This is a genomic window from Ancylomarina sp. 16SWW S1-10-2 (assembly GCF_009669305.1).
GTDB lineage: Bacteria > Bacteroidota > Bacteroidia > Bacteroidales > Marinifilaceae > Ancylomarina.
This window is the reverse complement of sequence record NZ_SADB01000026.1, coordinates 46125-53621: the sequence shown is the minus strand read 5'-3', so window position 1 is coordinate 53621 and position 7497 is coordinate 46125. Positions and strand designations below refer to the sequence as shown.

Sequence of the window (7497 nt, the reverse complement as noted above, 5' to 3'; positions counted from 1 at the left end):
TTGATGGAATAACAAATGAAAAAGTACAATGGGTTCAAGATAAACTAAATAATAGGCCTAGAAAGCGTCTAAATTACTTGACTCCAAATGAAAAATATAATTATGTTGTAAATAATCAAAAAGTTGCATTTGCAACTTGAATTCAGGACAGATTAAAAAGATAGATTACGAGAAAGAATATTTATGGAACGATTAATACGAAGCTGCACTTCCAGTGCGTATGGTAAATCCTTAACAAATCCCGAGACAAAGCCTCGAGCTAAATTTGTATGGGCTTTCAGCCCGCTAAAAAGAAAAAAATAAAAGTAGCATGCACCCTCCAGCGATGAGAAACCCGATAATTTAAACTATCGGGATTTTAATATACTGATTGGATAAGTTAGTCGTCACTTAACAAATTACTCCGAAATAATTCTATCCATTTTTATATCATGCTCATCGGTAGGAACTGATTGTAGCAGTTGAAAATCGAAACAAACACCTAATTTGTATGCTTTAAGACTTGAAAGTAACTTATCGTAGTATGCCTTACCTCTTCCCATGCGATTATTATCCACATCGAAAGCTACACCAGGTACAAGAATCAAATCGATATTTTCATAATTGGTAAACAATTCACCTGAAGGTTCTGGAATTCCAAAACTCTCACCTTCAATTAGATCTTCAACACCTCTAAACACACGTAAATCAAGATCACTGCCATTAACACAGGGTAGAATCACCGTTTTACTCGCTGCCCATCTTATTACAAAGTCAGATGTCTGCACCTCATCTTCCATAGCCCAATAAAGCATGACTGTTTTCGCCGAAGCAAACTCAGGTAATTGCTCTACTTTCTCTAATATAGCTTTCGAACGAATTGTCTTCTCTTCAAGAGACACAAGCCTCTTTAAGTCACGAATCTCTCTACGGATTCGTTTTTTTTCTTCATCAATCATCACAGAATAATAAGCTGTTGTTATTCACATTAGGCTTGGTAAGCCGATTCTCTCAATATGCTAGCATAATCATCATTTTGCATCAAATCGGGCAAACTAATTTCACCATGCTTTTCCATATACGATTTCACTATTTGTAATCCAATCCAAGTTCCAATACGCCCTGGCGAATCTGTAGGCATTCCAGCCGTAAAAGGCGCATCGTTTATATAATTACGGGCCATACTGCTATCTGTACTAAACAAATGCTTCTGTTCAATTATATAGGCCCACACGTGACTTTCATTATCTACGCACCACTTAAAATCCTCGCTACTATATTTTAAGATATCAGCTTCTCCCTTTTCGGGTAAAAGTGCCTGTAAAAAATACAAAATCTTCCCTTGATAAATCATTTGCTCCATCAGATTCTCCGATTTTGGCTTAAAGGGAAATTCTGTCAAAGCATAAGCCAACAGAATATCTTGAGCAACTCGATTTGGAGCCATATTCTTTCTCATATAAACAGGACGACCTAATAGAGCGTAAAAATCACAATCCTCACCTAAATATTTGTCTAAACTAATTCCAATTAAACCTTTATCAACAACGATAGATTGATTAAAACCAGAAATCTGTGAAAACACCCTAGGAATCTCAGCCTTAGGATAATAATATTTTAAATGTTTAAAACCACCCTCCAACTCTTCTTCTTGTACGTCAAGATTTGGGAAAACTGAGTCGACTCTATTCGCCACAAGATTCATTGTTGAATCCTTCAAAAATTTATTTAAGTTTTGGCTGTAATTCTGATCATCAACTTTCCCTAGTCCAATTACTTTTTCAGAATACAAGCCCAAAATATGAGGATATTTCTTTTCTAAATCATTAAGTGTACCTCCTTTATTAAGGTCAAAAAGCTGCTTCTCAAATCGATCTATTTTAATGTCCAAATCGATACCCGAAACATCAACTTTAAGTTTATTCGATTGGCATGCTACTAACAAACAAACAGTTAATAGAAGTAACCCAAATGTAATTTTTCTCATTCTTATCTATATAATTTAAACGAAAGCTTATTCCCCAATGTCTTGATTCTAAAATATTAAACAAAGAATTATTCGAAAATAAGATATTATCAAAATTACCAAAATAGGTAAACCATCAAAGTTAAAAGCTCATATTTATACCACAATTTTTTTGTTTAAGCATTAGCCGCTTGTACTTTAAAAGATTAATGATTTATCATTAACTTTGTCAACCGCCAAACAGTAGGCGATAAAACTTATTTGTCGTAAAATTATATAGAAATGAAAATTGCTTTAGCACAACTTAACTACCATATAGGAAACTTCGAAGTCAACGCCGACAAAATTATCGAAGCCATTAATAAAGCAAAAAGCGAGCAAGCTGATTTAGTTGTTTTTTCAGAACTAGCTATTTGTGGGTATCCGCCTAAAGATTTATTGGAACGAGAAGACTTTATAGAGAAAACGCTAAAAGCAATTGATCTTGTTGCTACGCATTGTGTTGATATTGCAGGTATTATGGGTGGTCCTTCAATTAATCCTAATTCAAAGGGTAAAAAACTATACAACTCTGCTTTTTTTATGTGCGATGGTAAAGTTCAAAGCATTCACAATAAAACCCTATTACCAACCTACGATATTTTTGATGAATATCGTTATTTCGAACCCAATACAACCTATCATCTAGTAGAATATCAGGGAAAGAAAATTGCAATTACAATTTGCGAAGACCTGTGGGAAAAACAGGCTGTTGACAATAATTTTGCAAAGGAAGAATTGTACACCATTTCTCCAATGGAGAAAATAAGCTTGTTAAAACCAGACTTTGTTGTCAATATTGCGGCATCTCCCTTTTCTCACAATCAAAAAAATATTAGAACAGATATTCTTCAATCGGTATCAAAAAAATATCATTTACCAGTAATCTACGTTAATCAAATTGGTGCAAATACCGAATTAATATTCGATGGAGATTCAATGGTTACAAACTCAAAAGGTGAGGTTGCACACAGACTAAATTACTTTGAGGAAGATTTTGGAATTATAGAATTAGACAAAATTGAAAATCAAAAGGCAGATGTAAAAGAAGTAGACTACATCGAAAAAATTCACGATGCTCTCGTTTTAGGTTTAAAAGATTATTTTGGAAAAATGGGCTTTAAGAAAGCAACTTTAGGGCTTTCGGGTGGAATCGATTCGGCAGTTACAGTTGTTTTGGCAGAAAGAGCTTTGGGTAAAGAAAACGTTCGTGTTTTATTAATGCCTTCTGAATTTTCTTCTGATCACTCAATAAAAGATGCAGTAGATTTAGCTGAAAACCTAGGTATACAATACGAGATTGTACCTATTCAAGATATTTTCAAATCATTTGAGACTAGCCTAGCACCAATTTTTGGTGACTTACCATTTAATGTTGCTGAAGAAAATATTCAAGCTCGAGTTCGTGGTACCTTAATAATGGGACTCTCAAATAAATTTGGTCATATTGTTCTAAACACCTCGAACAAAAGTGAATCAGCAGTTGGATACGGAACACTATATGGTGATATGAATGGAGGCCTTTCTGTTCTTGGTGATGTATATAAAACAGATGTATTTAAACTAGCATACTTCATGAATAAGGATGAAGAAGTCATTCCTTTAAACAGTATTGTAAAACCACCTTCAGCTGAACTAAGACCAGATCAAAAAGACTCCGATTCTTTACCAGATTACGATATTCTTGACGAAATCTTGTATCTATACATTGAAAAAAACATGTCACCTATCAAGATTATTGAACAGGGATTTTCAAAAAATATCGTCGATAAAATTATCAGGTTGGTCAACATGAATGAGTATAAAAGGTTTCAGACGTCACCAGTTTTACGCATTTCGTCAAAGGCTTTTGGCTATGGAAGAAAGATTCCTTTGGTAGCAAAATACTAAAATAAATTACAACACACTGATAATAACACCATTACATTGAAAATTCAATTACGGATAAATTTCTTTATTTCTTTTGCTATTACATTTGATTTTTATACATTTGAAGTGTTATAAAACATATTTGATTTGTAAATCCATACACCTGATTTGATCATGATAGAAAGTGATAAAAAAATTCGAGAACAAGTCTGCTTAGAGGTAATAAATAACCCTAATTCAATATTCAATTTCCTTAGTCAAGAAGAAAAAGAGAATTTGCGAGACAATATGACTTGTAGCTTTTTTAAAAAGGGTGAATTCATTTACAAAGAAGGAGAGAAACCTTTAGGTCTCATCTCTTTAAAACAAGGAAAAGTAAAAATATTTAAAGAAGGTGTTGGCGGTCGTGAACAAATTATTCGCATGGCTAAACCTATCGGATTTATAGGATATAGAGCTCTTTTTGCTGAAGAAAATAATATCGTATCAGCCATTGCTATTGAAGATTGTGTTACTTGCACAGTTAGTTATGATATGATTTTAAAACTCATCAAAACTAACCCAGAGATTTCTCTAAGCATTATTCGATCTTTTGCTGCAGAACTAGGCTTTTCGAATAGTAGAACTGTTACCTTAACTCAAAAGCATATTAGAGGACGTTTAGCTGAGTCTTTATTATTTCTTCGCGATACTTATGGTTTCGAAGATGATGAAAAAACGATTAAGGTTTATCTTTCTAGAGAAGATATCGCTAACTTATCAAACATGACAACTTCGAATGCTATTAGAACATTATCGACTTTCGCTGGTGAAGATGTAATTGCAATTGATGGTAGAAAAATTAAGATACTTGATAAAGTTAAACTAGATAGAATAAGTAAACTAGGTTAATCTCAATAAGACATATAAAAAAGGGAATTCAAAATAATTGAATTCCCTTTTTTAATGCCAACAACTAGCACTTACTTTTTGTCGCAATGTCGAGTACACTTGGTAACTAGTAAGATACTACAAAGTGCTTAAACTCGTATAAGCTCACTTAAGAAGTGAATTAGAGATTCATCCTTTTAGTATCATACCTAAAAGAAGTTAACTAATTAAAACAAAACACTTCGTGGAATATTTACAAGTCGACATGAAGCACTAAAATCAACTCAGTACTCATTTTATATAAACTCTAAATAAAAAAAACCTGAAAGGTATATTACCAATCAGGTTATTCTCAAGAGGTCTCCCTCAGTATATTTTTATTACTTAAGTAATTTTTCAATTTCAGCTTTCAACTTATCGCCAGAAATTTTCTGAGCAACAATAATGCCATCCTTATCAATAAGAACAGTAGCTGGAATACTATTTACACCATATAATTTAGCAGCTGCAGAATCCCATCCTTTTAAATCAGATACATGCTTCCAAATTAATCCATCGTCTTCGATAGCTTTTAACCACTTAGCTTCGTCATTATCTAAGGAAACGCCTAAAAATTCAACACCCTTAGAACTTAATTCATTATACATTTCAACCATATGTGGATTGGCTCTACGACAAGGACCACACCATGAAGCCCAAAAGTCGATAACTACAACTTTACCTTTAAGACTAGAAAGACTAAGAGGTGTACCTTCTGGTGTATTTAAAGTAAAATCAGGAGCTGGCTGACCAACTGCAACACTTTTCAAAATATCAAGTCTTGATTTGATAACAACACTACTTCTTGCAGCTTTTACATCTTCGCTAAAAGCATTATATATAGCTTCCATTTCAGAAACTTCAGCTTGACTTAGTAAACTTCTATAGGCAATAACAGAAGCTGCTACAGAGGTAGAATTATCCTTTATAAAAGTTTTTACAGATGCCATTTTTGCAGAATCTATAGCCTCATATTCTTTTACTGCTTTTTCGGCAGCAACTTCATCTTTATCAGCCATTGCTTTTTTATATACAGCAATAATAGGCTCTTGCTTCGTTTTATACTCAGCCATCAAAGCTTCAAAACTATTATAAACATCTTGAGATGCAGAACCTGTAATTTTAGCTTCTCTTAAATTATCCATATTAGCCTCAACAGTGATAGGCGCATTTTCAAGAAAAATAGAGATTGCACCTCTTTTATCGCCAACCTGTAAATAACATACATCAGGAACTGTTACGTTACCTTCTAGTTTAAAAACACCATTTACTATATCAGCAGAATCAATTTTAACAAGCTTTCTATCCTGTTCTATATTCAAATAGATTTTACCTTCTTGTTGACCTTCAATTTTTCCTGAAAGTTCATAAGTTTTTTTTGTATTGCAGGAAGCAAAAAGGACAGAAATTGCAACAGCTGCGAAAAGTAATTTTTTCATAATAACGACATTTTGATTAATATTCTGTTAAAGCTAATTATAAAATTTGAATTCAAAAATTTATTTCGACAAGTACACTCTATATACAATAAAGCACTTATTTAATCAGATTAACCTTTTAAACAGCTAATCATTTCCTTGCTTAACTTCGTCGTAATATGTATTTAACAACTTATAAGCAGCAACGAAAGAGCTTATTTCATCATTCAACACCTTATTTTCAAAATCAGGAATCATACCATTTATTTTACTATTATGGTAAAAATTATCGTGCAATTGTTCATGAATAGTTTCATACATCCAGTATTTTGCTTGTTCACTTCTATGCGTTTCAAAATAATTATTGGCTTTTGTATGCTTACAATAATCCATAATGTTAGTCCATATTTCAGCAATACCTGTTTCTTCGGTAGAAGAACAACTTAAAACCTTAGGCGACCAACCTGATGGTGACAATGGAAATAAATGTAAAGCATTTTCAAATTGAACTCTAGCTAATTTTGCCTTATTTATATTATTACCGTCACATTTATTAATAGCAATAGTATCAGCCATTTCCATGATACCACGCTTAATACCTTGCAACTCATCTCCTGCTCCTGCGATTTGAATCAACAAGAAGAAATCGACCATCGAGTGTACAGCCGTTTCTGACTGACCAACACCAACAGTCTCGATTAAAATTGTATCAAAACCTGCAGCCTCACATAGAAGCAAGGTTTCACGCGTTTTTCGTGCAACACCACCTAAAGAACCCGCTGAAGGCGAAGGACGAATATAAGCGTTAGGATCTATCGCGAGTCCCTCCATTCGAGTTTTGTCACCTAAAATACTTCCATTGGTTCTTTCACTACTTGGATCAATTGCCAAAACAGCAAGCTTATGTCCTTTTCCAGTGACATGCTGTCCAAAAGTCTCTATAAAAGTACTTTTACCGGCACCTGGCACGCCAGTAATTCCTATACGTAACGATTTACCAGAATGTGGCAAACAACGCTCAATAATCTCCTGAGCAATTTTTTGATGTTCAAATTTAGCGCTCTCTACTAAAGTAATAGCTTGGCTCAAAATTGTCATATCTCCATCTAAAATCCCCTTAATGTAATCATCAACAGAATATCTTTTACGCTTTCTATTCTTCATCCTTTCTACAACGTTAGGATTGATCGAAGGTGGTTGACTTATTCCTGGATTTACCTTTAAAGCTTTGTATGAATGACAATTCTCTATATGATGATGATCGTCTTTATCTACCATAATTATATTTTTTAAACAATAAGCATTTATAATAGAATG

The 7497-nt window shown here is 33.3% G+C and carries 6 protein-coding genes; 2 read left to right on the top strand and 4 right to left on the bottom strand.

Translation table 11 applies throughout. The features are described 5' to 3' along the window. Positions 1–398: 398 nt before the first annotated feature. Together EMN46_RS16605 and gldB are read right to left on the bottom strand one after the other, a co-directional pair. The gene (locus tag EMN46_RS16605) at positions 399–938 is read right to left on the bottom strand and encodes a 5-formyltetrahydrofolate cyclo-ligase (RefSeq protein ID WP_154201942.1); all 540 of its coding nucleotides are present in this window, start codon (positions 936–938) and stop codon (positions 399–401) included. A gap of 29 nt (positions 939–967) precedes the next feature. Next, positions 968–1966, bottom strand: coding sequence for a gliding motility lipoprotein GldB (gene gldB / locus EMN46_RS16600; RefSeq protein ID WP_154201941.1), 999 nt, complete (start codon positions 1964–1966; stop codon positions 968–970). A 261-nt stretch (positions 1967–2227) separates the two neighbouring features. On the opposite strand from gldB, the gene EMN46_RS16595 reads away from it, so the two are divergent. Further along, entirely contained in the window at positions 2228–3874 is a 1647-nt protein-coding gene (locus EMN46_RS16595; RefSeq protein ID WP_154201940.1) for an NAD+ synthase, read from the top strand. A 153-nt stretch (positions 3875–4027) separates the two neighbouring features. After that, positions 4028–4744 carry a Crp/Fnr family transcriptional regulator gene (locus EMN46_RS16590; protein ID WP_154201939.1) on the top strand — a complete coding sequence of 239 codons (717 nt, stop codon included), beginning with the start codon at positions 4028–4030 and terminating at the stop codon, positions 4742–4744. Positions 4745–5103: 359 nt separating this feature from the next. Here EMN46_RS16590 and EMN46_RS16585 read toward each other — a convergent pair whose 3' ends face one another. After that, positions 5104–6201, bottom strand: coding sequence for a TlpA disulfide reductase family protein (locus tag EMN46_RS16585; protein ID WP_154201938.1), 1098 nt, complete (start codon positions 6199–6201; stop codon positions 5104–5106). 126 nt (positions 6202–6327) lie between these two features. Then, positions 6328–7458, bottom strand: a complete 1131-nt coding sequence (meaB, locus tag EMN46_RS16580; protein WP_154201937.1) for a methylmalonyl Co-A mutase-associated GTPase MeaB — start codon at positions 7456–7458, stop codon at positions 6328–6330. Positions 7459–7497: the final 39 nt, after the last annotated feature.

Coding starts and splice junctions, on each gene's coding strand:
- EMN46_RS16590 (WP_154201939.1), top strand. CDS start 4,028: ATGATAGAAAGTGATAAAAAAATTCGAGAACAAGTCTGCTTAGAGGTA.
- EMN46_RS16605 (WP_154201942.1), bottom strand. CDS start 938: ATGATTGATGAAGAAAAAAAACGAATCCGTAGAGAGATTCGTGACTTA.
- gldB (WP_154201941.1), bottom strand. CDS start 1,966: ATGAGAAAAATTACATTTGGGTTACTTCTATTAACTGTTTGTTTGTTA.
- EMN46_RS16595 (WP_154201940.1), top strand. CDS start 2,228: ATGAAAATTGCTTTAGCACAACTTAACTACCATATAGGAAACTTCGAA.
- EMN46_RS16585 (WP_154201938.1), bottom strand. CDS start 6,201: ATGAAAAAATTACTTTTCGCAGCTGTTGCAATTTCTGTCCTTTTTGCT.
- meaB (WP_154201937.1), bottom strand. CDS start 7,458: ATGGTAGATAAAGACGATCATCATCATATAGAGAATTGTCATTCATAC.